Source organism: Streptomyces sp. NPDC029292, from assembly GCF_055569295.1.
Window position 1 is genome coordinate 55,044 of the sequence record NZ_JBVHXR010000028.1, and the last position, 22,421, is coordinate 77,464.

19 protein-coding genes are annotated in these 22,421 nt (G+C 70.6%); 9 read left to right on the forward strand and 10 right to left on the reverse strand.

Annotated elements, in window-relative coordinates; all coding sequences use genetic code 11:
• The first annotated feature begins 2 nt into the window (after positions 1-2).
• Positions 3-2,249 (forward strand): bifunctional glycosyltransferase/CDP-glycerol:glycerophosphate glycerophosphotransferase, encoded by a 2,247-nt coding sequence (locus ACZ4WS_RS41615; RefSeq protein ID WP_467988454.1) that lies wholly within the window; start codon positions 3-5, stop codon positions 2,247-2,249.
• Between the two features lie 50 nt (positions 2,250-2,299).
• On the opposite strand, the gene ACZ4WS_RS41620 is transcribed toward ACZ4WS_RS41615, so the two are convergent.
• The gene (locus ACZ4WS_RS41620) at positions 2,300-3,517 is read right to left on the reverse strand and encodes a hypothetical protein (protein ID WP_467988455.1); all 1,218 of its coding nucleotides are present in this window, start codon (positions 3,515-3,517) and stop codon (positions 2,300-2,302) included.
• Positions 3,518-3,812: 295 nt separating this feature from the next.
• Between ACZ4WS_RS41620 and ACZ4WS_RS41625 the strand changes: the two genes are divergently transcribed.
• The gene (locus tag ACZ4WS_RS41625; RefSeq protein WP_467988516.1) at positions 3,813-5,393 is read left to right on the forward strand and encodes a hypothetical protein; all 1,581 of its coding nucleotides are present in this window, start codon (positions 3,813-3,815) and stop codon (positions 5,391-5,393) included.
• 67 nt (positions 5,394-5,460) lie between these two features.
• On the opposite strand, the gene ACZ4WS_RS41630 is transcribed toward ACZ4WS_RS41625, so the two are convergent.
• On the reverse strand, positions 5,461-5,874 hold the full coding sequence (locus tag ACZ4WS_RS41630) for an organic hydroperoxide resistance protein (protein WP_467988457.1): 414 nt from the start codon (positions 5,872-5,874) through the stop codon (positions 5,461-5,463).
• Positions 5,875-5,998: 124 nt separating this feature from the next.
• Here ACZ4WS_RS41630 and ACZ4WS_RS41635 point away from each other — a divergent pair, with 124 nt between their 5' ends.
• On the forward strand, positions 5,999-6,529 hold the full coding sequence (locus tag ACZ4WS_RS41635; RefSeq protein ID WP_467988459.1) for a MarR family winged helix-turn-helix transcriptional regulator: 531 nt from the start codon (positions 5,999-6,001) through the stop codon (positions 6,527-6,529).
• A gap of 62 nt (positions 6,530-6,591) precedes the next feature.
• On the opposite strand, the gene ACZ4WS_RS41640 is transcribed toward ACZ4WS_RS41635, so the two are convergent.
• The gene (locus ACZ4WS_RS41640) at positions 6,592-8,205 is read right to left on the reverse strand and encodes a glycosyltransferase family 39 protein (protein ID WP_467988461.1); all 1,614 of its coding nucleotides are present in this window, start codon (positions 8,203-8,205) and stop codon (positions 6,592-6,594) included.
• Positions 8,206-8,514: 309 nt separating this feature from the next.
• On the opposite strand from ACZ4WS_RS41640, the gene ACZ4WS_RS41645 reads away from it, so the two are divergent.
• Together ACZ4WS_RS41645 and galE are read left to right on the forward strand one after the other, a co-directional pair.
• Positions 8,515-10,110, forward strand: coding sequence for a glycosyltransferase family 2 protein (locus ACZ4WS_RS41645; RefSeq protein ID WP_467988517.1), 1,596 nt, complete (start codon positions 8,515-8,517; stop codon positions 10,108-10,110).
• Between the two features lie 79 nt (positions 10,111-10,189).
• Positions 10,190-11,182 carry a UDP-glucose 4-epimerase GalE gene (galE, locus tag ACZ4WS_RS41650; RefSeq protein ID WP_467988463.1) on the forward strand — a complete coding sequence of 331 codons (993 nt, stop codon included), beginning with the start codon at positions 10,190-10,192 and terminating at the stop codon, positions 11,180-11,182.
• On the opposite strand, the gene ACZ4WS_RS41655 is transcribed toward galE, so the two are convergent.
• Positions 11,179-12,084: an oxidoreductase gene (locus tag ACZ4WS_RS41655; protein WP_467988464.1), complete on the reverse strand. Its 906-nt coding sequence runs from the start codon at positions 12,082-12,084 to the stop codon at positions 11,179-11,181. The genes galE and ACZ4WS_RS41655 overlap by 4 nt on opposite strands.
• 100 nt (positions 12,085-12,184) lie before the next feature.
• On the opposite strand from ACZ4WS_RS41655, the gene ACZ4WS_RS41660 reads away from it, so the two are divergent.
• Entirely contained in the window at positions 12,185-12,796 is a 612-nt protein-coding gene (locus ACZ4WS_RS41660) for a TetR/AcrR family transcriptional regulator (RefSeq protein ID WP_467988466.1), read from the forward strand.
• Positions 12,797-12,843: 47 nt separating this feature from the next.
• Here the strand turns inward: ACZ4WS_RS41660 and ACZ4WS_RS41665 are convergent, their stop codons facing one another.
• On the reverse strand, positions 12,844-13,548 hold the full coding sequence (locus ACZ4WS_RS41665; RefSeq protein ID WP_467988467.1) for a class I SAM-dependent methyltransferase: 705 nt from the start codon (positions 13,546-13,548) through the stop codon (positions 12,844-12,846).
• Between the two features lie 119 nt (positions 13,549-13,667).
• The gene (locus tag ACZ4WS_RS41670; protein WP_467988469.1) at positions 13,668-14,252 is read right to left on the reverse strand and encodes a TetR/AcrR family transcriptional regulator; all 585 of its coding nucleotides are present in this window, start codon (positions 14,250-14,252) and stop codon (positions 13,668-13,670) included.
• Positions 14,253-14,366: 114 nt separating this feature from the next.
• On the opposite strand from ACZ4WS_RS41670, the gene ACZ4WS_RS41675 reads away from it, so the two are divergent.
• The gene (locus ACZ4WS_RS41675) at positions 14,367-14,804 is read left to right on the forward strand and encodes a nuclear transport factor 2 family protein (protein ID WP_467988471.1); all 438 of its coding nucleotides are present in this window, start codon (positions 14,367-14,369) and stop codon (positions 14,802-14,804) included.
• 301 nt (positions 14,805-15,105) lie between these two features.
• Here ACZ4WS_RS41675 and ACZ4WS_RS41680 read toward each other — a convergent pair whose 3' ends face one another.
• Positions 15,106-15,732 (reverse strand): TetR/AcrR family transcriptional regulator, encoded by a 627-nt coding sequence (locus tag ACZ4WS_RS41680; protein ID WP_467988473.1) that lies wholly within the window; start codon positions 15,730-15,732, stop codon positions 15,106-15,108.
• Between the two features lie 172 nt (positions 15,733-15,904).
• Between ACZ4WS_RS41680 and ACZ4WS_RS41685 the strand changes: the two genes are divergently transcribed.
• Together ACZ4WS_RS41685 and ACZ4WS_RS41690 are read left to right on the forward strand one after the other, a co-directional pair.
• On the forward strand, positions 15,905-16,819 hold the full coding sequence (locus ACZ4WS_RS41685) for an ABC transporter permease (protein ID WP_467988474.1): 915 nt from the start codon (positions 15,905-15,907) through the stop codon (positions 16,817-16,819).
• Position 16,820: 1 nt separating this feature from the next.
• On the forward strand, positions 16,821-17,636 hold the full coding sequence (locus tag ACZ4WS_RS41690) for an ABC transporter ATP-binding protein (protein ID WP_467988519.1): 816 nt from the start codon (positions 16,821-16,823) through the stop codon (positions 17,634-17,636).
• 84 nt (positions 17,637-17,720) lie between these two features.
• Here ACZ4WS_RS41690 and ACZ4WS_RS41695 read toward each other — a convergent pair whose 3' ends face one another.
• The 3 genes from ACZ4WS_RS41695 to ACZ4WS_RS41705 are packed head-to-tail and all read right to left on the reverse strand — an operon-like array spanning position 17,721 to position 22,259.
• Positions 17,721-18,878 carry a glycosyltransferase gene (locus tag ACZ4WS_RS41695; protein WP_467988475.1) on the reverse strand — a complete coding sequence of 386 codons (1,158 nt, stop codon included), beginning with the start codon at positions 18,876-18,878 and terminating at the stop codon, positions 17,721-17,723.
• Positions 18,875-21,769 (reverse strand): bifunctional glycosyltransferase/CDP-glycerol:glycerophosphate glycerophosphotransferase, encoded by a 2,895-nt coding sequence (locus ACZ4WS_RS41700; RefSeq protein WP_467988477.1) that lies wholly within the window; start codon positions 21,767-21,769, stop codon positions 18,875-18,877. The genes ACZ4WS_RS41695 and ACZ4WS_RS41700 overlap by 4 nt, the downstream gene beginning before the upstream one ends.
• Before the next feature lie 37 nt (positions 21,770-21,806).
• Positions 21,807-22,259, reverse strand: a complete 453-nt coding sequence (locus tag ACZ4WS_RS41705; protein WP_467988479.1) for a GtrA family protein — start codon at positions 22,257-22,259, stop codon at positions 21,807-21,809.
• Between the last annotated feature and the right edge of the window lie 162 nt (positions 22,260-22,421).

Here is a 22,421-nt window from a genome sequence, read left to right on the forward strand (position 1 = left end):
CCGTGCCCCGCTTCACCATCATCGTCCCCGTCTTCAAGGTCCAGGGGTTCCTTCGCGAATGCCTCGACTCCGTGCTCGGCCAGTCGTTCACCGACCTCGAGGTGATCGCCGTCGACGACTGCTCGCCCGACGGTTCCGGAGCGATTCTCGACGAGTACGCGGCCCGCGACCCGCGGATGAAGGCCGTTCACCTGCCCGAGAACGTGGGCCTGGGCCGCGCCCGCAACGCGGGCCTTCCGCACGCCACCGGTGACTACGTCCTGTTCCTCGACAGCGACGACTGCTACACGCCCGGACTGCTGCGGGCGGTCGCCGACCGGCTCGACGTGACCCGCGACCCCGACATCCTGGTCTTCGACCATGTGCGCACCCACTGGTGGGGCCGCGGTGGCCGCAGCGACGCCGCCGGACTCCTCGAACAGGCCGGCACCAGCACGTTCAGCATCCGCGACCACCCCGAATACCTCCAGCTGTTCCTGGTCGCCTGGAACAAGGCCTACCGCCGGGACTTCTTCCTCCGGCACGGCTTCCAGTACGCGCCGGGGCTGTACGAAGACGCCCCCGTCACCTACAAGACGATGGTCACGGCGGAGCGGATCGCCTGTCTGGACCGCGTCGGTGTCGAGTACCGGCAGCGGCGCCAGGGCGCGATCACCCGTACCCCCGGGCGCCGGCACTTCGAGATCTTCGCGCAGTACGAGGGGCTGTTCGCCTTCCTCGCCGAGCGGCCCGGCCTCGACTGGGCCCGACCGCTGCTGTTCGAGCGGGCCCTGGACCACATGCTGTTCACCCTGGCCCGCCCCGAACGGGTGCTCCGCGGCGACCGGAGGGAGTTCTACCGGCGGACCCGGGCGTTCTACCGCAGGCATCTGCCGCCGGGCTTCGTCCCACCGCTCGGCGGACGCCGGGCGGAGTTCCGGCTGCTGGCCGTCGCTCCGCATCCCGCTCATGTCGCCCTCGGCGCTCTGCGACGCGTGCGGGGCGCGCTGGGGAACAGGAAGCGGAAGCTGCGCGCGGTGGTCGCCCGGCAGATCATGCGGTGCTGGTACCGGGTCCAGCTCAAGCGTGCCCTGGACCCGAAGCTCGCCGTCTACTCCGCCGGGCACAGCCGTGCCGTGAACGGCGATCCCTACGCGGTGCACACGCGGGCCACCGAACTGGCGCCACACTTCCGGAACGTGTGGGTCATCCACCCCGAGGCGGTGGAGCTGCTGCCACCGGGCATGGAGCATGTGACGCTGGGATCCTGGCGCTACTACCGGGTGATGGCGCGGGCGACGTACTGGGTCAACAACCGCAACTGGGGCGGTGACCTGGTGAAGCGCCCCGGCGCCGTGCACATCCACACCCACCAGGGCACTCCGCTCAAGTACATGGCGCTGGACCTCCTGGACCGTCCGGGGGCCCGGCACGGCACGGACGTCCGCGGGATGCTGCGGCGCAGCGACCGGTGGGACCTCAGCCTGGTCGCGAACCGGTACTCCGAGGAGATCTGGCAGGGGGCCTACCCCTGTCGCTTCACGTCACTGCGCAGTGGCAGCCCCCGCAACGACGTCCTCGTCCAGGACGGGACCGCGCGCGCCGCCGAGGTGCGCGACCGGCTCGGCATCCAGCCGTCGGAGACGGTCCTGCTGTACGCGCCGACGCTTCGCGACTACCGCAAGGGCGGCCATGTCTGGCGGGTCGACCTGGAGGCGCTGGCCGATTCGCTCGGCCCCGGACACCGGCTGCTCGTCCGCCTGCACCCGAACCTGGCCCGCCATCACGAACGGACACTGCTGCTGCGCGATCTGCACCGCCGCGGCACGCTGACCGACGTCACCGACGAGCCGCACGTCGAGGACGTCCTGCTGGCCAGCGACGCCCTGATCACCGACTACTCGGCCCTGATGTTCGACTACGCGGCCCTCGACCGGCCGATCGTCGTGCACGCCGACGACTGGGCCGCCTACCAGGCGGCCCGGGGCGCCTACTTCGACATCACCGCCGAGCCACCGGGACACGTCACACGTTCCGACGAGGAACTGGCGAAGCTGCTCGTCTCCGGCGCCTGGCGGGACGCGGAGTCGACCCGCCTGCGCAGGGCGTTCCGGGAGCGCTTTTGCGAGTACGACGACGGGCGGGCGGCCGAACGCGTCGTACGCCAGGTCCTGCTGGGCGAGCAGACGGACGCGTCGGCCGACGGCGGAGCGATGATCACCATCCCCGCGGCCGCCGACCGCTCGGAGCGCCTTCCCGAGTACAGCTGACCTGGACGCGGCCGACCCGGACGCGGCTGAGCAGGAGCTCAGCCGCGAGGTCAGCGCGAGGTGGTCTCGGGAGCCGGCGACTGACGGCCCACACGAGGGGGCAGGACCACGTCCGGCTCCCGCGTGCGGTGCCGTCTCGCATGGCTCTCGACAAGGAGCGGGATGCCGCACACCGGAAGCAGCATCGCCATCACCATCAGCCGTGGCCCCATGGACGCCTCGGGATGTCCGGCCTGGTTGACGACGCCCGCGACGGCGATCCCGGCGATCACGCACCCGAACGGGCGGTGGTACCGGAAGGCTCCCCATGCCCCGCCCGCGAGGAGCAGCAGTACCAGCGGCTGCACCAACGAGTCGCGCAGCCATTCTCGCCAGAACGCGATGCTCAGGCGCAGGAACTCGTGCAGGGGATGAGGGGCCATGCGCCTCGTGTAGTGAATGGACAGCAGGTCGTCGAGACTGGACCGGGTACTCGGCAGCCCGAAAGCGGAGATGACGAGCTGAAGCGCCACCGCGAACGCCGCCGTCGCGGCGAGGACCGCCAACTCCGGCCGTGAGAACTCCCGTCGCCGTACCCAGCGCACGCAGACGAGGAGTCCGGTCATGGCCGCGATTCCGGCGACGGCCAACAGGGTCTGCGCGTATTTGACCACTGCCGCGACGGCGAACGCCGAAAGGCATAGCGCCGTTCCCGACCGAATCCGGCCCCGCAGTATGCGGACACATCCGAGGACGGCCGCGAGCAGGACGCTCAGCAGCAGCCCTTCGCACAGCGGCAGCATGGACTCCTTCCCCGTCGGCAGCGCGTAGTACAGCACCTGTCCCAGGAGGGCGAGGGGAACGGAGACCCCCAGCGTCCGCAGAATCAGGACCACGAAGCCACTGGCCAGGACCGTCGCCACGAGCGACGCCGCCCACAGGCCGAGGACCAGACCGAACACACGGATGAAGGGGACGGTGTACAGGGGATATCCGGGCCGGGTCGCGAAGATCACGGAGAGGCGGGGATCGCAGAAGAGCGCCATGTAACCGGTGATATCGGTGCGCCCCGCATTACGCGTGACGCGGCCTCCCATCCACTTCCGGCACTTCTCGTACTCGGCCTTTCCGGTGCTCTTGTCCCGGTAGTGCCCCAGATCCGCGCTCGCGCGCCGCACGGAGCTGACCCGCACGCTGTCACAGAAATAGTCCACCGATCGCCGAGAGGCCTCCTCTCTGCCGACCCCTTGCAGCATGTAGCTGTGGGCCACGTATTGGCGTGTGTCCATGGCGGCACGCCCCTGGATCTGCCCCGACTGCGCCGCGGCGAATATGAGGGCGAACAGCAAGAAAAAGAAAAGGAGCACACGTTGGTCACGTGGCAACGACGGCGGTCGGAGGAACCTCTCTGCTTTCCACATCATCGAATGGCCTATCACGCGCGGCGGTGCGATTCCGCAGGGAACGCACTCCCCCACATTCATCACTCGAAGGTGTGACAACAGGAGAGCGAGCTGACGCGAGAGGGAAAATGCGATGAATGCGCCCCTCCGCCCAGCCCTCCCGCTCCCCCGCCGCCACCCGGTGAGCGCCGACGTCTTCGTCCGGCGGGCCGCGCGCGGCGCCACGGCGCTGCGCGGCGGTGGCTCCTGGCGCCCGACTCCGTATCAGGTCTTTGGGGGCCTGTTCTGGCTGGTGATGTCGCTCGCCTACTGGCGGGTCCCGCTGTGCTGCGACGCCGGCCGGCACGCGGCGGTCGTCGAGCGCCTCAGGGCGAGCCTTCTCCACCCGCTCCACCCGACGGCGGACCTGCCGGGCGCGGGCAGCCCGTACTACTCGCCGTACGCCGTGGCGCAGGGGGCCTTCGCACGGCTGACGGGCCTGGCGGGCTGGGAGGTCGTCCGGCTCACCGCCCCGGTGAACCTGCTGGTGCTGCTGACGGGCATCGGCCGCTTCGTCCGCGTCCTGACGCCTCGTCCATGGGCGCCGGTCCTGGCGCTCTTCGCCATGACGCTCCTGTGGGGCACCGAGCCCGCCTGGTCGAGCGGCTGTCTCGGACTGATGCCGATGACGGCGAACCTCGGCGACCCGTCGACGTTCGCCGTCGGACTGGCCTTCTGGGCCTGGGCGTTGACGGGCACGCGCGCGGGAGGCATCGGCGGCACGGTGCGGTACGTCGGCCCGAGCGGGCTGCGGAGCTTCTCCGGGTACGCCGGGATCGGCGCCCTCTACGGGCTGATCCTGCTCGTGCACCCGATCACGTCGATCGCGGCGGTGCTCGGGGCGGTGGCGTTCGTGGCCGGGTGGCAGCGCGGGTGGCGGGCGGCCGTCGTGGGCCGGTGGGCGCTGGCGAGTGCGGCGGCGCTGCTGGTCGCGTACGGCTGGCCGTACTTCGACGCCTTCACGCCGACCGGGGACAGCGGCGGCACGGAGGCGATGTACGAGGGGATGCCCGGCCACTTCTGGCTGGCGCTGACCGGGGTGCCCGCGCTGTGGCTGCGGGCGCGGCGGGCGGCCCGGAGCGCGGGGCACTGGTGGCGCGATCCGCTGGTGCTGATGTTCGCGCTGGAGTGCCTGGTCGTGGCGTACGGCCGGGTCGGCGGACACTTCGCGTACGGCGGGATCCTGGGGCTCACGCTGGTGCCGCCGCAGTTCGCGCTCGCGGTGGAGCTGGCAGCGCCGCGGCCGTGGGGATCCTGGCGTCGCCTTCTGGGGTGGGCGGCGGCAGCGGGGGCCTGCGTCGGGTTCCTCACCGTGCAGGCCGGGGCGGTCGTGCCGCGCTCGCTCGACCCGGTCGGCTTCGAACAGCCGCCGCGCTGGCCGACGTACGTCTGGGCGGCGCGGTACATCGGGCCCGGCGAGGTCGTCATCACCGACGGGTATTACTCCGGCCGGCTGATCGCGGGCTACGGCGCGAACCTCGTCGCGCCCGCCCGGCGCGACGCGGCCCTCGACGAGTCGGAGCGGCTGCGGCGGCTCGCGGCCGTCCGCGGCTACCTCGACCCGGCGTCCACCCGCGCCGAGCGCACCGCCGTCGCCCACCGGTACCACGTCCGCTGGCTGCTGCTGACGCGCTGGCGGCGGGTGCCCGGGGAGGCGACGGTGGTGGCGTGGAGCCGGGAGACGGGCGAGGTGCTCGCGCGGGTCGGCGACGGCGGGCGCTGACCGGTCCGGTTGCCGGCCTTGCTCGACCTACCCGCCTTGCTCGACTTGCCGGCTCGGCTCAGTCGCCTTACTCGACGACGATCTCGACCGGGATGTTGCCGCGGGTCGCGTTGGAGTAGGGGCAGACCTGGTGGGCCTGCTCGACCAGCTTGCGGCCGGTGGCCTCGTCCACGGTGTCGGGCAGCTCGACGCGGAGGGTGACCGCGAGGCCGAAGCCCTCGCCCTGCTTGCCGATGCCGACCTCGCCGGTCACGGCGGCCTCGGTGACGTCGACCTTCGCCGCACGGCCGACGAGGCCGAGGGCGCTGGCGAAACAGGCGGCGTAACCGGCGGCGAACAGCTGCTCGGGGTTGGTGCCCTGGCCACTGCCACCCATCTCCACCGGAATGCCCAGCTGGAGGTCGAGCTTGCCGTCGGAGCTGACGGCGCGGCCCTCGCGGCCGTGGGTGGCGGTGGCGACAGCGGTGTAGAGCGCGTCCATGGGGACCATCCCTCTCAGGTCGAAGTCTTGCCGGGGCGGCCGGTCCGACCGCCTCACGGCCCCAATTAGAGCACGCAATTAAATTGTGCACAACTCAATGGCAGGCAAGAGCTACCCTGGACGCATGACCGCCACGCCGACCCCGACCTCCGCGACCCCCGCCACGACCCCCGCCCCGAGCCCCCAGGTCTCGCCCGACGGGGACTACCTCCGTCTCGACCAGCAGATCTGTTTCTCCCTGAACGCCGCGTCGCGCGCCTTCGGCAGCGTCTACCGCGTGCTCCTCAAGGACCTCGGGCTCACCTACCCCCAGTACCTGGTGATGCTGGTGCTGTGGGAGCACGGCGAGCTGCCCGTGAAGAAGGTCGGCGAGCATCTGCGGCTCGACTCCGGGACTCTGTCGCCGCTGCTCAAGCGGCTGGAGGCGGCCGGTCTCGTACGCCGTGAGCGCAGCGCCCGCGACGAGCGCTCCGTGCATGTCCAGCTCACCGACGAGGGCGTCGCCCTGCGCGAGCGCGCGCTGCTCGTGCCGCGCCGGATCGCCGCGGCGACGGGTGCCGGCCTGGAGGAGATCCGCGAGCTGCGGGCGCGCCTCGACCGTCTGACGGCGGCACTGGACGAGGCGGCGCTGGACGAGACACCCGGCTGCGCCTAGGCCGTGCCCGGCGGATCGTGCCGGGGACGCGGGGTCCGGTGCGCCCACCTGCCGGAGGGGCCCTAGTCGGCGGCCGCCCAGTCCACGAGCCGGATAGGAGGACGGCGGACGTACAGACGCAGGGTCACACCCTTGCGTACGACCTCCTGCCGCGCGACGAACTCCTCATAGACGACGGCGAGTTTGACCTGCTCGGTCGCACTCGACGGATACCAGGTCGGCCGCAGCGCGAACGGCTCGGTGACCACCCACACCCGGTCGAGCCGCTCCAGCCGCCGCCGCAACTCACCCGGGCCCGTCTCCTTCCCGTACAACGTCCCGGACACCGGCGCCGGCACCCTCAGCGCCACATCCCGCACCCCGTGAAACCCCTTCGGATACGCCAGGGCCGACCGCCGTGCGAGCGCGGGCACGAACAACACCGGGTCCCCGGGCCGCAGTTCCCGCCCGGCGACCGCGGAGACGGCGGCGAGGTTGTCGGGACGGCGGTCGGGGATGCGGTCCTGCCGGAGGAGGGGCAGCTGGCAGACGAGCGCGAGGGCGATGGCCAGGACACCGACGAGGGCGACCGCCGGGACGCGGGAAAGGGAGACGGCCGGGACGCGGAATAGGGGGACGGCGGGGACACGGGCAAAGGGGGCGAGCAGTGGACGCGGGATGCCCCCTTCCGGCCGAGTGGCCCACAGCCGGCTCACCGCCCCGGCCAGGCGCTCGGCCCCGGCCGCGACAAGCAGCGGCGCCCCCGCAAGCGCGTACAGCACATACCGGTCGTCGTACAACGGCGAGAACTGTGAAACGCCGATCAGCACCGCGGGCGGAACCACCATCAGGGGCAGGGCGACCGTCTGGAGAGTGAGCCCGCGCCCGGCGAAGGGCGGATGCACGGCGACGACGATGAGGACCAGACAGGGGCCGGCCACCGCAGGCCCCGTGAACGCCTCCAGCAGGCGGTCCACGCTCTCCAGATCCGGCCTCGGCAGCCATGCGACCTGCGCGGACTGCCGCTGCGAGACGAGGAGGAGCGGCAGCAGCAGCAGCATTACGGCCCCGGCCGCACCTCCCCACCCCCGCCACACCCGCGCCGGCACCCGCGCGAGCGCCAGCGTTGCCGCGTGCCCGAGCAGCAGCAGCGCGGCCATCTCGTGCAGCAGACACGTGACGGCGACGGTCACGCCGTAGACCCACCAGCCCCCAGAGCCCAAGCGCACGGCCCGCACCAGAAGCAGCGTCGCCCCCGCCGCCCCTGCCGCGACGAGCGCGTACGACCGGCCCTCCTGGGCGAAGTGCCCGGTCATGGGCGTGACGGCGTACAGCAGCCCCGCCCACAGGCCGACCCGCGGGCGGCACAGGCGGACGCCGAGGGCGGCGACGAGGCCCGCGGTGGCGGCGGCGGCGCAGACCGAGGGGAGCCGGAGGGCGACCTCGCCGGGGTGCGGGGCGAGTACGGCGTGCATCAGGAGGTAGTACAGGCCGTGCACCGCGTCCACGGTGTGCAGCAGCTGCCAGATCTGCGGAACCGAGCGCCGCGCGACCTGGAAGGTGACGGCCTCGTCGCGCCACATGCCGCCGCGGTCGAGCCTCCAGAGCCCGAGCGTGAGCATGACGAGCACGGGCAGGAGAACGGCAACGACCTCCGGACGTCCGAGCCTCGACCGCCTCACCCATGCTCTCACCATGGGCAAATTTTGTGCGATTAGCCAACGTTTGACGGTCATTGACGGTGTATCACCACTTAAATGGCATCCGCGCGGCCTACGATTCGGCCGTGACGAGCGTCTCGACGCACACCGCCGCCCGCTCGCGCCCGCCCTGCCGTTTCGCGCGGTGGTGACGGTCAAGCTTCCACGCAACCACGACAGACGGGATGAAATGCGACGATCCCGCACGCCACCCACACCCAATTCCTGTCGTCTTCCGGACGAGACACTAAGTACCTCTTAACGGAAAATTACTCGCAACACCTACGATTCCGGCCCGTGGAAGCCATGAACCCTCACCACTCACAGGTCAGTGTGGTCGTCATCGGGTACAACGACGCCGCCCACGTGACGGACGCGGTCCGCTCGGCGCTCGCCCAGGGACCGGCCGTCCGTGAGGTGGTCGCGGTCGACGACTGCTCGACGGACGGCAGCGGAGCCCTCCTCGACGGCCTCGCCGCCGACGAGCCACGCCTGAAGGTGATCCGCCGCCCGGTCAACAGCGGCGGCTGCGGCAGCCCCCGCAATGCCGGGATCGACGCCGCGACAGCCCCGTACGTGATGTTCCTGGACAGCGACGACGTGCTGCCGCCCGGCGCGGTGGACGCGCTACTGGGGGCGGCGGTCGAGCGGGGCACCCAGGTCGCGTCCGGGCTGTGCGTGCGCCGTGAGCTGCCCTCGGGCCGCGAGGTCCCCTGGGAGCGCGCGCTGTACGCGCGGCCCGCGCTGGTCTCCCACCCCGCACGGCGCCCGCGCCTGGTGCACGACACGCTCTGCGTCAACAAGCTGTACCGCACCGACTTCCTGCGCGAGCACGGCATCCGCTTCCCCGAAGGCCGCTTCCGCTACGAGGACTTCGTGTTCACCGCGCGCGTGCTGGCCGCCGGACCGCGCATCGCGCTCGTCCCCGACACGGTGTACGTCTGGCACGTACGGCGCACCGCCGCGCGCCTGTCGATCTCGCTGGACCGCGCGGACGTCGACAACTGGCGGGCCAGGACCGAGGCGAACCAGGCCGCGTACGACATCCTCCTGGGCGCCGGTGAGAAGCGGCTCGCGCGGGCGGCGCACGCCAAGTTCCTCGACCACGAGCTGCGGATGTACACGCGCGAACTGGAGCTGCGCTCACCCGAGTACCGCCGCGCGTGGTGGGACCTCACGCGCGCGTACCTGTCGATGTTCGACGCGGCCGACTTCACCGTCAACCCGACCGCCCCCGGCCGCCTGGTCGCCCGGGTCGTCCTCGCCTCCCCCGAGCCCCGCGACCTGCCCCGCCTCAAGGAGCTCGCGGCCCGCCCGGCCCGGCTGCTCCCGCCCTACGCCCGCGCCTCCGACTCCACACCCATCTGGTCGGACGACCTCCCGCGCGTCACGCTGGACCACTTCCTGCTGCGCCCCGCGCACCAGCTCCCCGCCGCCGTCGACGCGGAACTGCGTCCCCGCGCGCGTGGCACACGACTGCGGCTGCGCCTGCACGAGTTGTACGGGCGGATGGCGGAGGCAGGTCCGAAGTCGGTGGACGTGGAGTTCACGCACCGGGAGGGGGGGCGCGTGGGCCTGCGCCTCGAGGCGGCCCTCGTGCCGGACCGGTACGGCGACACCTGGTCGGCCGAGACGCCGGTGGACCTGTCGGCGCTGGGCGCGGGCACCTGGGACCTGCGAGCCCGCCTCCGCTTCCGTGACGGCACGAGCCGCGAGGTCACCGCGCACGCGCTCGCGGACCCCGGCCTGCTGCGCCGCCGCGCGGTCCTGGACGCCCGCCACGGCGTCCTGCTGGTGCAGCCGTACCGCACGCACGCCGGGGCGCTCGCGCTGCGCACGGCGTCCGGATGGCGAGGAATGACCGAAGTGGTACGCCGTCGCCTCAAGCGCCTGCTTCACTGATACGCGACCGCACCACACACGCACGGGCACCCGCGCACACACGCACCCGACGGACTCACTGACGAGGGGACGACCACACATGACCTGGCTGATCACTGGCGGCGCCGGCTACATCGGGGCGCATGTCGTCCGCGCGATGCGCGACGCGGGCGAACAGGCCGTGGTCTACGACGACTTGTCCACGGGCATCGCCGAGCGGGTGCCGTCCGACGTCCCGCTGGTGGTCGGCTCGACCCTGGACGGCGAGCTGCTGACCCGGACGCTCGCGGACCACTCAGTCACCGGCGTCGTCCACCTGGCGGCGAAGAAGCAGGTCGGCGAGTCCGTGGACCTCCCCCTGCACTACTACCGGGAGAACGTCGAGGGCCTGCGGGTGCTGCTCGAAGCGGTGACGGCCGCGTCGGTCCACTCCTTCGTCTTCTCGTCCTCGGCCGCGGTGTACGGCATGCCGTACACCGCGCGGGACGACGCCCTGGTGACGGAGGAGACGCCGTGCGTGCCGATGAGCCCGTACGGCGAGACGAAGCTGGCGGGCGAGTGGCTGGTCCGCGCGACGGGCCGGGCCACGGGCCTGTCCACGGCGTCACTGCGCTACTTCAACGTGGCGGGAGCGGCGACCCCGGAACTGGCCGACGTCGGCGTCTTCAACCTGATCCCCATGATCTTCGAGAAGCTCACGGAGGACGCGCCGCCGCGCATCTTCGGCGACGACTACCCGACCCCCGACGGGACCTGTGTCCGCGACTACATCCACGTGGTCGACCTGGCGGAGGCCCACGTGGCCGCGGCCCGCGCGCTTCAGGCGTCCCCCGGCAAGGACCTGACCCTCAACATCGGCCGCGGGGAAGGCGTTTCGGTCCGCGAGATGATCGACCGCGTCAACGCGCTCACCGGTTACGACCGCCCTCCGGTGACCACCCCCCGCCGCCCCGGCGACCCGGCCCGTGTCGTCGCCTCCGCCGATCGCATCGCCGCCGAACTGGGCTGGAAGGCCAAGTACGACGTCCAGGACATGATCACATCGGCGTGGGAGGGCTGGGTGCGGCTGCATCCGGGGGCGGCACGTGACTAGACGGTCGCGAGCCGGGGGAAGGTGACGCCGGTCAGCTCCTCGGAGGCCTTCCACAGACGGACCGCGGACACCGGGTCACTGGCCGCGGCCGAGCGGCCGACGAGCGTCGGCCCGCCGCGCATCTCGGCGAACCCGTCCGGTCCTACGTAACTGGCGCCGGGCAGGTCCTGCGTGGCGGCGTACAGCGTCGGCAGGGCACCCGCCTTGTTGTCCTGGGCGATGAACCGGTTGCCCACCGCCATCAGCGTCCGCCGCATCACGCTGGCGTCGCCGCCCTGGAGGTTGGTGGCGGCCCAGCCGGGGTGCGCGGCGAGGGCTCGTACGGACGATCCCGCGGCGGCGAGACGGCTCTGCAGCTCCAGGGTGAACAGCAGATTGGCGAGCTTGGACTGGCTGTAGGCGGTCATGGGCGAGTACTCGCCCGTCAGGTTCAGGTTCTCGAAGTGCATGTGGTTGCTGCTGGGGATCTTGTGGGCCCCCGACGCCACGGTGACCACGCGGTCGGTGACATACGGCAGCAGCAGGTTCGTCAGGGCGAAGTGCCCCAGGTGATTGGTCCCGAACTGCATCTCGAAGCCGTCCTTGGTGCTGGCCTCGGGGATGTTCATGACGCCCGCGTTGTTGATCAGCAGATCGAGGCCGCCGGTCCACGACGCGGCGAACTCCCGCACGGAGGCAAGGTCGGCCAGGTCGAGCCTGCGCACCTCGACGCTGCCCTCGACGGTGCCGGCGGCCGCCTCACCGCGCCGCACGTCCCGGACGGCGAGTACGACGTGGGCGCCCGCTCGGGCGAGGGCGTCGACGGTGGCGATGCCGAGCCCGCTGTTGGCGCCGGTGACGACCGCGGTACGGCCGGTCTGGTCGGCGATGTCGCTCGCGTTCCACTTCTGATGCCTGCTCATGACCCTCAATGTAGGCGCCGCCAACAATGCTGTCAATGACAACAATGATGGCGGTGCCAACAATGTAGCCGGTGGTTACATCCCGGTTAGCATGAAGGCCATGGAGACCCGCCCTTACCACCACGGAGACCTGCGCGCCGCGCTGCTGACCCGCGCCGAGGAGACGCTCAAGGAGAAGGGCCCGGCTGCCCTGTCCCTGCGCGAACTGGCCCGCGATCTCGGCGTCAGCCATGCCGCGCCGAGCCGCCACTTCAAGGACAAGCAGGCCCTGCTGGACGCACTGGCCCTGGCCGGTTTCGACCGGCTCGGCGAGACCGTGGCCGCGTCCCAGGAAGCGGCGGGCGAGTCCTTCGCCGACCGGCTCGACGCCCTGGCCCGCGCCTACGTGGGCTTCGCCACCGCCAACGCGGAACTCCTCGACCTGATGTTCTCGATCAAGCACGACCCGGGAGCCTCCGAGGGCCTCATCAAGGCCTCCCAGGGCATGTACGTACTGGCACTGCGCATGATCAAGGACGGCCAGCGCCGGGGCGAGGTCCGCGAGGGACCCATGGAAGACATCGGCACCCCGGTCTTCACCACCCTCCACGGCTTCGCCACCCTCGCCGTGAGCGGCACGCTGGACGCCGAAACGCTGGACGCGGCGCTGGAGAAGGTCATCGCGCACACGCTTCGGGGGTGCGCGCCGGACGCCCCCGGCGCCGCCTCATAGGGCTGCTCAGTCCTCACAGGGCGGCGGCTCAGCCCTCACAGGGCGGCTCAGTCCTTCACCGCGAGGAAGCCGAACAGGTCCGGGACTCCGCCCGGGCCCGCCTCGGCGGTGCGCACCAGCCGCAGGCCGGCTGCCGTGGTGGCGTTGAGGAGGTCCGCGAGCGGGAGGTGCCAGGCGCCGACACGGGCCCGGACGCCCGCGGGGTTCCACGCGTCGAAGGTGCGGGACCGGTCGGCGTACCGCTCGTCGAGCAGGATCCTCGGCCGGTCGCTCCAGTCGGCGAACGCGCCGATGAAGCACGGGTGCACCCCCACGTGCGCGAATCGCCCGCCGGGCCGCAGCACCCGGGCGATCTCGCGCAGGACCGCGGCGTAGTCGGGTACGTCGGTGTGGGCCAGCACGCAGGCGACGGCGGGCAGGCAGCCGTCGGCGATCGGAAGCGCCGTCGCGTCGGCCGCGGCGACGGGCAACCTCCGTACCGCATGGCGCAGTTGACCGCTCGACAGGTCCACGCCCACCGGCGTCCACCCCAGTCCGGCCAGCGCGGGCGCGTGAGCACCCGTGCCGCAACAGACGTCCAGGCACGTCCCCTCGCCGGGCCCCAGCAGATCCTCGATCGTGGCGTGCACCCGCCGGATTAACTCGCCGCCCGCGCTCGGCGACATGAAGTCGTTGTACCAGTCGGCGTGTTCGTCGTAGGTAGCTGTCGTCGTCCCTGCGGTCCCTGTGGCCCTTGTCGTCTCGGCTCCCATGCCGTCGATGCTAGGGACGCCGCTCAAGCCCGCGGGGAGCTGTTCGCTCAGGGCTTCGACATCGGCATCGGCATCGGCGTCGGCATTGGCATGGGCGTTGATGTTGGCGTTGGCGTTGTTCAGCGGTCTCCCGAGGGGCGCAGGCAGTCGAGTACGACGCCCGCGAGGCGGTCGGGGTGGGCCGTGTCGGCGCGTTGACGCTGAGCGGTGAGCGCGGCCAGGACGATCGCCTGCACGTCCGCCGCGTCCACGTCGGGCCGTACGGCGCCGGCCTGCTGGGCCCGCTCCAGGAGCGTCGCGAAGGTCTCCCTCAGGTCGGCGGCCGCCTGCTGTGCCGCGCTTCCCATGTCGACCCCCGTGCGAGCGATCGCGTCGGCGAGATCCTGTTTGGCACCGGCTTCGCCGACCATCCGGACGAGGAACGCGAAGAACGCCGGTCCGGCCTCGCCCACCCGCTGGGCTGCCCGCACAGCCACCTGCGCGTCGAGCGTCAGCTGTTCGAGGTGCTCCACCACCACCGCCTCGAAGAGCGCTTCCTTGGTCGGGAAGTGGCGGTGGACGGTGCCCGCGCCGACCCCGGCCCGGCGGGCGATCTCGTCCAGCGGTACACCGACGCCCTCGGCGGCGAAGGCGAGCCGAGCCGCCTCCAGGATCCGTTCCCTGTTGCGTCGCGCGTCGGCTCGCAGCGGTCGCCCGGTGCTCAATCGTCCGTCCTCCGAAGTGATGGTTCCCGAACCGGAGACAAGCGGGGCGTGCGCCCCGTATAGTCAACATAAGCGGGGTGACCGCCCCGCTTACTCTCTCGTGAGGAGTGTCCCATGCCTGCTGCCACATCACGCGAGGTCGTCGAGAGTTTCCTTGGTCTCACCGTGCAGGGGCCGAGCGGGGAAATGGCCGACGTGTTCTCCGAGGACGCCGTCTTCGAGGTGCCGTTCCCCGCCCCGGGCCAGCCGCGACAGGAAGTGGGCCGCGAGACGTTCCGGACCCATCTGCAAGGGGCCGTCGGGCTGCAGGAGTTCGACGCCGTGGACCACGTCCGGCTGCACGAGACGGCCGACCCGGAGGTCGTCATCACCGAGTACCGGCTGCACGGCCGGGTGATCCCCACGGGAAAGAGCTTCGCCTCCGACATCGTCATGATCGCCCGCGTCCGCGACGGACTGATCGTCTGGTCGCGCAACTACTCCAACCCGCTGGTCGGCGCGATCGCGTTCGACACGGTCGGGGACCTGCTCGCGGGGCTGACCGCGGCGTAACCGCGCCTTTGGATGCCCCGGGGTCAGGGCGACAACCGACGGGCGAGGTCGGTGAGTTCGGCCGTCCGCAGTACCCGTCCGGCGAAGCCCGGCAGAGGTACGTGCAGGGGCTCCGTCCACCCCTCGCCGTGGCCGCTGCCGCCCCCTTCGTGGTCGACGGCACGCAGGGTGTCAGACCGCCGTCGGCATGGGCGTCGTCTCCCTGGGCGCGGGCGTCAGCCTCGCGCGGGGCCGGGGGCAGCACGCCGCCTGACACCGGGACAGGTGCCGCTGCCCCTGCCCCTGCCCCTGCCCCTGCCGGTCACAAAGCCTTGAGTGCCGCCGCCGTGGCCCGAGCCAGACTCGCCAGATACCCCTTGGGCAGCTTGGGCCCGCGCACCACGACCGCCCGCCAGTACAGCGGACCGGACATCAGGTCCAGCGCGAGTTCCAGGTCGATCCCCTCGCGCACCTCCCCACGCGCGGCCGCCGCCGCGACGATCCCGCTCGCGACCCCCTGCTGGCCCTCGCGCAACGCCTTCTGCATGGCGTCGGCGATGTCCGGGTTGCGGGCGGCCTCGGCCTGGAGATCCGGGATGATCTGACCGGCGACGGGGTGACGCAGGGCGCGGGACGTGACCTCGTAGAGGAGTCGCAGGTCGCCCTCCAGGGAGCCCGTGTCAGGGACGGGCAGCCCCTGCACCGCGATCGCCGAGACCAGGTCGAGCACCAGATGCAGCTTGGACCGCCAGCGCCGGTACACCGCGGTCTTGCCGACGCCCGCGCGGCGCGCGATGCCCTCGATGGACATCCGGGCGTAGCCGACGGCCGCGAGTTCCTCGAAGACGGCGGCGCGGATGGCTTCGGTCACATCCTCGCGCAGGACGGCCGCCCCCGCGGGGGCCCTTCGGCGCGGCTGCGTCTTCGGGGCGTCGGCGTTCGTCGTCATACGGACCAGCATAGGGCGTTACGACGAAACGGTTGCGTTCCGACGTCCTGACGCCCTACGCTCGCGTTGCGACGATACGGTCCCGTCCCGACGTAAGAAGACGGCAAGGACGACGTAAGAAACGTTCAGCGACGGACCCGCGCACTCCACCCCCCGAGCGAAAGCAGCGGATGTGAGCCAGGTCCTCCACACACCGCCCCCGACGTCGGTCTCCCCCGCCGACGACGCCGCGGCGCTCGCCGCCCGGTACGGCCTCACTGTCAGCGGCGCCCGCCCGTCCCTGACCGAGTACGTCCGCCAGTTGTGGGCGCGGCGCCACTTCATCACCGCCTTCTCCACCGCCAAGCTCACCGCCCAGTACAGCCAGGCGAAGCTCGGTCAGATCTGGCAGGTGATGACCCCGCTGCTGAACGCGGCGGTCTACTACTTCATCTTCGGCATCTTGATGGGCACCAGCCACGGGGTGCCCGACTTCGTGCCGTTCCTGGTCACCGGCGTCTTCGTGTGGACGTTCACACAGAGCTCGATCATGGCGGGCACCCGCGCGATCTCCGGAAGCCTCGGCCTCGTCCGCGCCCTGCACTTCCCGCGGGCCGCGCTGCCCGTGTCGTACGCCCTCCAGCAGCTTCAGCAACTGCTGTTCTCGATGGCCGCGCTGGTCGTGATCCTGCTCTGCTTCGGAGTGCCGGTCAGCATGTCCTGGCTGCTCGTCATCCCGGCGCTCACCCTGCAGTTCATGTTCAACGCGGGCGTGGCGATGGTCGTGGCCCGGATGGGCGCCAAGACGCCGGACATCGCGCAGCTCATGCCCTTCCTGCTGCGCACCTGGATGTACGTCTCGGGTGTCATGTGGAGCATCGAGAAGATGCTGAAGCACCAGAACCTGCCGCACGTCGTCCTGCTCGCGCTGCAGTGCAACCCGGCCGCCGTCTACATCGACCTGATGCGGTTCGCGCTGATCGACAGCTTCCACGCGCACCAGCTGCCGCCGCACGTGTGGGCGGTCGCCACGGGCTGGGCGCTGATCGCCGGTATCGGCGGTTTCATCTACTTCTGGAAGGCTGAGGAGACGTACGGCCGTGGCTGACATCATCACGAAGGAAGCCGGATTCCAGAGCGAATCCGGCCCCCAGGACGCACGCGTCCCCACCGTCATCGCCGACCGCGTCGACATCGTCTACCGCGTCAACGGCACCGGCGCAGGGCGTGGCAGCGCCACTGCCGCCCTCAATCGCATCCTGCGCCGCGAGAAGGCCGAGAAGGCCGCGGGCGTCCGCAAGGTGCACGCCGTCAAGAACGTCTCCTTCACGGCGTACCGGGGCGAGGCCGTCGGCCTGATCGGCACCAACGGCTCCGGCAAGTCGACCCTGCTCAAGGCGGTCGCGGGCCTCCTCCCCGTGGAGAACGGCAAGATCTACACCGACGGCCAGCCCTCGCTCCTCGGCGTCAACGCGGCCCTGATGAACGACCTCACCGGCGAGCGCAATGTCTACCTCGGCGGCCTCGCGATGGGTATGTCCCGCGAGCAGGTCAGCGAGCGCTACCAGGAGATCGTCGACTTCTCCGGCATCAATGAGAAGGGGGACTTCATCACGCTGCCGATGCGGACGTACTCCTCCGGTATGTCGGCGCGGCTCCGTTTCTCCATCGCCGCGGCCAAGGACCACGACGTGCTGATGATCGACGAGGCCCTGGCAACCGGCGACCGCTCCTTCCAGAAGCGCTCCGAGGCCCGCATCCGCGAGCTGCGCAAGCACGCGGGCACGGTGTTCCTGGTGAGCCACAACAACAAGTCGATCCGGGACACGTGCGATCGCGTGCTGTGGCTGGAGCGTGGGGAGCTCCGCCTGGACGGGCCGACGGAGGATGTGCTCAAGGAGTACGAGAAGTTCACGGGTAAGTAGTTCCACGCGGGGAACTACGGGGCCTCAGCTGCGGGTTGTTCGTGGCTGGGCGCGCAGTTTCCCGCGCCCCTTACGGGGCGCTCCTCACCTCTCCAAGAACGTGAACAACTCCTCCCAGCGCCGCACGATCTCGTCCGTCGTGTAGCGCTGGATGTTCGTGCGCGCGGCCTCGCCCATGGTGTCCCGCAGGCCCTTGTCGGACATCAAGGTGTCGAGTCGGCGGGCGAGTTCACCGGTGTTACCGAGGGTGGCGAGGAGGCCGTCCTCGCCGTCGTGGATGATCTCGTGGACGCCGGGGGCGCAGTCGAAGGCGGCGCAGGGGAGGCCGGTCGCCATGGCCTCCATGAGGGCGAGCGGGAAGCCCTCGCCACGTGAGGACAGAACGAAGACGGAGCCGCTGCGCAGCGCGCCGGGTACGTCGCTCGTACGGCCCATCCACTCGACGGAGTTGTCGAGTCCGAGCGCCGTGCACTGCTTCTTGAGGATCTGCTCGTCCTCGTCCTCGCCGGAGCCGTAGATCCGCAGGCGCCAGTCGGGGTGGCGCGGCGCGACCTCGGCCCAGGTGTCGAGGAGCATGTCGATGCCCTTCTGGTCGTGCAGCCGGCCGACGCTGACGACGGCCTTCTCGGTGCGGGGCGAGGGCACCTCGGGCATGAACGGGATCGGGTTCGGCATGAACGATGCGTTGTTCATGCCCTGCCCGATCCACAGGTCGGCGTCTTCGCGGGTGAGCGCCAGCATCCGGTCGACGTCCCGGTAGTGCCGCCGCACCCGCTGGAAGCGCGAGGTCGTCTTCGAGTACACGAAGGACTCGTGGCTCATGCCGATGACGGTCAGGCCGCTCGTGTCGGCCAGCGCCACCCACTCCATGGCCCACACCTGCGTGACGATCACGACGGCGCCGGGGCGCGCGGCACGGAAGAGCGCGGTCAGCTTGGCGGCCTGCTCGTGCATGCCCGCCGCGCGGTCGGCGCGCAGCTTCCGCTCGGCGACGTTGAGCCGCCCCTTGAGTCCGCGCATCGGGCCGACGCTCGGCGGATGGACGTCGTACAACGTCGTGGTGGGGTACGGGAGTTCGCCGAGCCACTGCGGGACGGCGGGCTCGGTGATGCCGACGACGTGGACGCGGTGGCCGCGCTCGGTGAAGAGGCGGGCCATCTGGTGCGACCAGCTGGTCACCCCGCCCAGCTCGTCGACGCTGTTGGAGACGAAGAAGATGTCCCGCTGGACGTCCGGGGTCACGCGCGCCTCCACTGGGCGAAGAACTGGTCGACGATGTCGCGGGCGGCGGTTCCCTTGTCGTACTCGCCGAAGTCGGCGACGAACCGCTCCCGCGCGGAGGCGTACTTCACCATCTGCTCGTCGAGGGAGCCGAGGGCGGCGTGCAGTTCCTCCTCGGTACGCACGACGGGTCCGGGCGCTCTCTCCAGCAGGTCGAAGTAGGTCCCGCGGCCCTCGTGCACGTACTCCTCGTAGTCGTAGGCGAAGAAGAACATCGGCCGGTCGAGGACGGCGTAGTCGAACATCACCGACGAGTAGTCGGTGATCAGGCCGTCGGCGAGGGCCAGCAGCGGTGTCATGTCGTGGCGTGCCGTGACGTCGATGACCCGGCCGCGTACGGAGGGCGGGAGCACGACGTGGTTCAGGTAGTGCGAGCGGACCAGGAGGACGTACCGGTCGCCGAAGGTGTCGGCGAAGCGCTCCACGTCGAAGGGCAGCTCGAACCGCTTCTTCCCGCTGCCGCGCTGGCGGAAGGTCGGGGCGTAGAGGAGCACCGCCTTGCCGCCCGGGATGCCCAACGCGGCGGCGAGCGGCCCGCGTTCACGGATGCCGGAGGTCTCCTCCCGCTCCTTGGCCTGCACGAGCGCGTCGTTGCGCGGGTATCCGACCCGCAGCAGCGTCCGCTCCTGGAGCCGGAACGCCCGTGCGAGCGTGCGCACATCGTGCTCGGAGCGGATCAGGAACCGGTCGAAGCGGTCGAGGGTGCGCTGCTGTCTGGCCTGCTCCCCACGGGACTTGACCTTCCACTCCGGCTCGTCGAAGCCCATCCGCTTGAGCGCCGAGCCGTGCCAGGTCTGGATGTATGTGGTCTCCGGGCGCTTGGTCAGCTTCAGCGGGTAGCTCTGGTTGTCGACCCAGAACTCGGCCTGGGCGAGGGCCTTGAGGTACGGGAGCGACCAGCGGCGTACGAGGGTGGCGTCGGCCGGAAAGCCGTCCGGGCTGTGCGCGTACGACCACACCGCCTCGAACTCCAGCCCCTGGCGCCGCATCTCCTCGTAGATCGCCTTGGGGCTGTCGCTGTACTGCCTGCCCAGGTGGCTCTCGAAGACGACGAGGCCCTTCTTGACGGGCAGGCGGCTGAACACCTCGCGGTACACGCGGAGCTTGGCGGAGCTGGAGGTGATGTCCTTGCGCAGGGTCCTGACCTTGCGGTAGCCCGACTTGGCGAGCCGCCCGGCCGGGCCGTGCACCCCTCGCTGGAGGAGCTCGTTCGCCTTCTTGTCCGGGACGAGCCGGAAGGAGAGGTGCCCGCGCGAGGAGACCAGTGGCTCGACGCGGTCGGCGACCAGCCGGGTCAGCCGGGGCCGCACGGGCGACTGACCTGTGGCCAGGCCGGGTTCGGCGGCCGTGAGGCGGGTCGTGGTGCGTACGTCGTCGACGTCGAGGTGGAGTCGTACGTCCCACACGGCGTCCACGATGCCCAGCGGTCTGATGGCCGCGAGGTCCGCCGCGGCCTCCCAGGAGATGGCCTCACCCTCGTGCCGCACGGCCTCGACCGGGAAGCGGAAGGTCTGGAAGCGCACGCCCGGGCGGCGGGCGTAGAACTCCAGCTGTCCGCCGAGCCGGGCGCCGGGCGGGACCACGCCGAGCGGGTTGGTGATCCGCCCGGCCAGCCGGACGGTGCCGCCGGACTCCTCGTACCGGGTCAGCACGTTGCGCAGGAACATCTTCTCGACGGGCTTGGTGTGATAGCCGAGGTCGGTGACGTCCAGGACGTGGCGGCCGAAGTCGTCGTCGAGGTGCTCGGCGCACCAGTACACGCGCCCGTCGCGCTCCACGAGCGGTGCGGAGATCTTGTCGCGGTTGGTGAGCGTGTCCACGGCGGGCAGCAGGTTGTCCCAGTCGCTCACCTGGAGGAGGTGGGCGCAGATCGCGTGGATGGGTTCCGTCTCGTCGAAGGCGGCGCGGTCGATCGACTCCAGGTACGGGCGGGCGATCGCGGCGAACTCCTGCCGGTAGACCGCGTCCCGGTAGGGCAGTTCCCGCAGATGCAGCACGAGGTCGTGCTTGAGGAACTTGACGTCCTTGGCGAACTTCAGCTCCAGCAGACCGCCGTCCGCGAGGAGTTGGTCCACCCGGCGGTGGATCTCCATGCGGTGCGCGAAGTTGGCGATCTCGTCACGCCGGTTACTGATCGACTTCGCCGCCGCGTCCGCCGGTTTCTCCACGACCCGCCAGTCGTACACCCGGTTGGGGATGAGGGTGATGCGGCGGGCGGCCACATAGGCCTGCGCGGAGAAGAGCAGGTCCTCGTAGTGGATGCCGACCGGGAACTCCAGGCCCGCGTCCAGCAGGAACCGCCTGCGGTAGCACTTGTTGGTCGACAGGGTGTCGAAGACCAGCAGGTCGGGCAGCTCGGAGATCGACTCCAGCGTGCGGGTGCGCTCGTACAGCCAGGGGTACCACTTGACCTCCTTGCCCGTGCGCGAGTCGACGTGCACGCGGACGCAGAGGCCGGAGACGAGGTCGGCGCCGGTGGTCTCGGCGGCCTCCAGCATGTTGCGGCAGGCGTTGCGCTCCAGCACGTCGTCGCTGTCGAGGAAGAGGACGTAGTCACCGCGGGCCCGGGTGATGCCGTGGTTGCGGGGGGCGCCGCAGCCGCCGCTGTTCTCGGGCAGCTGGTAGGCGCGTACGCGGTCGGGGTACTCGGCGGCCAGCCGCCGCGCCACCTCGTACGAGCCGTCCGTGCTCCGGTCGTCGACGACGACGACCTCGACGCTCCGCAGCGTCTGCTCCAGGGCGGAGCGCACGGCCGTGGGCAGCCGGGCGGCGTCGTTGTAGACGATCACGACCACGGATACGGCGGGCGTGATCGCGGACTCGGCGGGTGCGCAGCGCTGATCCACATTCATCCTATTAATCGTAGACATAACTACCCGCTGCGGCTCGTCACCGACCGTGCTTCGAGCTCTGGAACACCCACGTCCGGTAGACCAGGAAGCGGAAGGCCGAGGCCAGCAGGATCGACACCACCTTGGCGATGTTCGAGCCGAGCGGGCTGCTCATACCCAGGCCGTGGTAGCCGATATAGAACAGCGCGCTCTCCATGACGACGCCGATCCCGCTGAACACGAAGAAGAGGACGATCTGCCGCTTGGTGCGCGAGGCCCGGTCCCGGTAGGCGAAGAAACGAAAGCCCAGGTAGTTGGTGCCCATGGCGATGCAGCTGGCGATCACCGTGGCCGCCATCGGGGCCCACTTCAGGCCGTGCAGCAAAAGGTTGAAGAAGAGAATGTTGACCGCGACCCCGCTGCCGCCGACGACCCCGAATTTGGCCACCTCGAGAGCGATCCGGCGGGTCCGCGGGAACGCCCGGGGGCTGGTGGAGGGCGGTGTTGCCACCGATGTCCGCCTGCCGGAGAGGTTCACTGCCACAGGTCCGAGTCCTCCACACGTCCGTCCGACAACCGAAACAACCTTAGCCCAAATGTCGTATTTAGCAGGAATAGGTAAATTCCAAGCGCGATTTCCTCCAGAGATCGGAAAGAAAGCGGTCCGGGGCAG